General features: G+C 70.6%; 2 protein-coding genes. One reads left to right on the forward strand and one right to left on the reverse strand.

Annotated elements, in window-relative coordinates:
* A partial coding sequence (locus AB0N66_RS42445; RefSeq protein WP_365446373.1) for a LuxR C-terminal-related transcriptional regulator occupies window positions 1–153 on the forward strand: 153 nt, incomplete at its 5' end.
* 11 nt (window positions 154–164) lie between these two features.
* On the opposite strand, the gene AB0N66_RS42450 is transcribed toward AB0N66_RS42445, so the two are convergent.
* On the reverse strand, window positions 165–1013 hold an 849-nt coding region (locus AB0N66_RS42450), incomplete at its 5' end, for a histidine kinase (protein WP_365446370.1).

A 1013-nucleotide genomic window follows, 5' to 3' on the forward strand; every position in this document is an offset into this window, starting at 1 on the left:
CGTACGAATCAGGAGATCTGCGACGGGCTGTTCTTGTCGTTGTCGACGGTGAAGACGTATCTGGCGCGTATCCAGGCCAAGTTGAAGGCCCGTAACCGGGTGGAGGTCGCGGCGTGGGCCTGGGAGCACGGCGCGGTTCACCCGGAGCGCTGACGCCGGGCCCGTCAACGCTTGGGCTGGTCGTACGGGACCGCGTTGGCGGCGGGTGCTGCCAGCGGAACTGCGGCGTGGACCTCCCAGCCTCCGTGCGGAAGTGCGTCGGCGCGGACCGTTCCGTCGAGGGCTTCGACGCGTTCGCGCAGGCCGAGCAGACCGAAGCCGCCGCGCCCGCCGGCGGGTGTGGCGGTCCCGTGAGGGGGCGCGGTGTTGGTGACCGTCACGCGCAGCCAGGCACGGTCCGCGTCGAGGTGGACGGTGGTGCGGGCGCCGGGGGCATGGCGGCGAATGTTGGTGAGGGCTTCCTGGACCAGCCGCTGCACGGTGAGCTCGATCTCGGGGCTGAAGGGGGTGGTTCGGGCGGCTGCCGTGACTTCGAGCCGGGCCGGTGTGTCGTCGCCGGCGGCGGAGTGGGCGGAGACGAGGTCGGCCAGTTCGGTGAGCAGGTCTCCAGGACGCAGGGCGGGGTGGTTGTCCTCCCGCAGGACGTGTACCAGGCGTCGCATCGACTCCAGGGTTTCCGTGCCGGACCGGGCGATGGTGCGCAGGATGGGATCCACTTTGTCCGGAGCGGTGGCCTGGATGGTCAGCGCGGCGTTGGCCTGGACGATGATGCCGGTCATGTGGTGGGCGATCAGGTCGTGCAGGTCCCGGGCGAGGGCCAGGCGTTCGGCCTGGCGTACGTCGTGCACGGCGCGTTCCCGGCGGACCTCCAGGGCACGGACGGCACAGCCGATGACGATGCAGATCGCCAGGGCAATGGTCAGGACGTAGCCGCCGGCGAGGAAAGCGCCCCATGATCTGCTGCGCAGCGGCAGTGCGAGGATCGCGGCGACCAACGCGAGGGTGTAGGCGGT

Origin of the sequence: Streptomyces sp. NPDC093544 (assembly GCF_040683495.1) — a bacterium.
Lineage (GTDB): Bacteria > Actinomycetota > Actinomycetes > Streptomycetales > Streptomycetaceae > Streptomyces.